At 55.6% G+C, this 1,876-nt stretch carries 1 rRNA gene (running past one end of the window); it reads left to right on the forward strand.

Going from position 1 to position 1,876, the window contains the following annotated elements:
• Positions 1–1,821: ribosomal RNA gene (locus tag ABZX10_RS22720) — 23S ribosomal RNA — on the forward strand (it extends 1,204 nt beyond the left edge of the window).
• Positions 1,822–1,876 lie beyond the last annotated feature (55 nt).

Here is a 1,876-nt window from a genome sequence, read left to right on the forward strand (position 1 = left end):
GGTGTGGGTGGGTAGGGGAGCGTCGTGCAGCCGTAGAAGCAGCGGGGTGACCCAGTTGTGGAGGCTGTGCGAGTGAGAATGCAGGCATGAGTAGCGAATGACACGTGAGAAACGTGTCCTCCGGATGACCAAGGGTTCCTGGGCTAGGTTAATCCTCCCAGGGTGAGTCGGGACCTAAGGCGAGGCCGACAGGCGTAGTCGATGGACAACGGGTTGATATTCCCGTACCCGTGTCAGATCGCCCCTGATGAATCAGTTGTACTAACCGTCCTGAAGCCGCGAGATCACCTTCGGGTGACGAGCTGGTGGATGCACGGGACCTCGGCTGGTAGTAGTCAAGCGATGGGGTGACGCAGGAAGGTAGTGGGGCCAGTCAGTGGTTGTACTGGTGTAAGCCTGTAGGGCGGGATCTAGGCAAATCCGGATCCCATGCAGCCTGAGAGGTGATGCGTAGCCGTTGCGGTGAATTCCATGATCCTATGCTGCCGAGAAAAGCCTCTAGCGAGATCTGATGTGGCCCGTACCCCAAACCAACACAGGTGGTCAGGTAGAGAATACCAAGGAGATCGAGAGAACTGTGGTTAAGGAACTCGGCAAAATGCCCCCGTAACTTCGGGAGAAGGGGGACCTCGCACGGTGATGATCCTTTGCGGTCGGAGCGGTGTGGGGTCGCAGAGACCAGAGAGAAGCGACTGTTTACTAAAAACACAGGTCCATGCGAAGTCGTAAGACGATGTATATGGACTGACGCCTGCCCGGTGCTGGAAGGTTAAGAGGACCGGTTAGCCGTAAGGCGAAGCTGAGAATTTAAGCCCCAGTAAACGGCGGTGGTAACTATAACCATCCTAAGGTAGCGAAATTCCTTGTCGGGTAAGTTCCGACCTGCACGAATGGCGTAACGACTTCTCTGCTGTCTCAACCACAGACTCGGCGAAATTGCAGTACGAGTAAAGATGCTCGTTACGCGCGGCAGGACGAAAAGACCCCGGGACCTTCACTATAGCTTGGTATTGGTGTTCGGTTCGGTTTGTGTAGGATAGGTGGGAGACTGTGAAGCGGGCACGCCAGTGTTCGTGGAGTCGTTGTTGAAATACCACTCTGATCGTATTGGATACCTTAACCTCGGACCATGATCTGGTTCAGGGACAGTGCCTGGTGGGTAGTTTAACTGGGGCGGTTGCCTCCCAAAATGTAACGGAGGCGCCCAAAGGTTCCCTCAGCCTGGTTGGCAATCAGGTGTTGAGTGCAAGTGCACAAGGGAGCTTGACTGTGAGACTGACAGGTCGAGCAGGGACGAAAGTCGGGACTAGTGATCCGGCACCGGCAAGTGGAAGCGGTGTCGCTCAACGGATAAAAGGTACCCCGGGGATAACAGGCTGATCTTCCCCAAGAGTCCATATCGACGGGATGGTTTGGCACCTCGATGTCGGCTCGTCGCATCCTGGGGCTGGAGTAGGTCCCAAGGGTTGGGCTGTTCGCCCATTAAAGCGGCACGCGAGCTGGGTTTAGAACGTCGTGAGACAGTTCGGTCTCTATCCGCCGCGCGCGTTAGAAACTTGAGGAAGGCTGTCCCTAGTACGAGAGGACCGGGACGGACGAACCTCTGGTGTGCCAGTTGTTCCACCAGGAGCACGGCTGGTTGGCTACGTTCGGAAGGGATAACCGCTGAAAGCATCTAAGCGGGAAGCCTGTTCCAAGATGAGGTTTCTCACCACCTTGAGTGGGTAAGACCCCCTACAGACTATGGGGTTGATAGGCCAGAACTGGAAGCGCAGTAATGCGTGCAGGTGACTGGTACTAATCGGTCGAGGGCTTACCACACACATAACATTCGCCAAAACGAGCAGCAGCTCACAGGTGAAAGCGTGTAACAACA

Origin of the sequence: Tsukamurella sp. NPDC003166 (assembly GCF_040611135.1) — a bacterium.
GTDB lineage: Bacteria > Actinomycetota > Actinomycetes > Mycobacteriales > Mycobacteriaceae > Tsukamurella.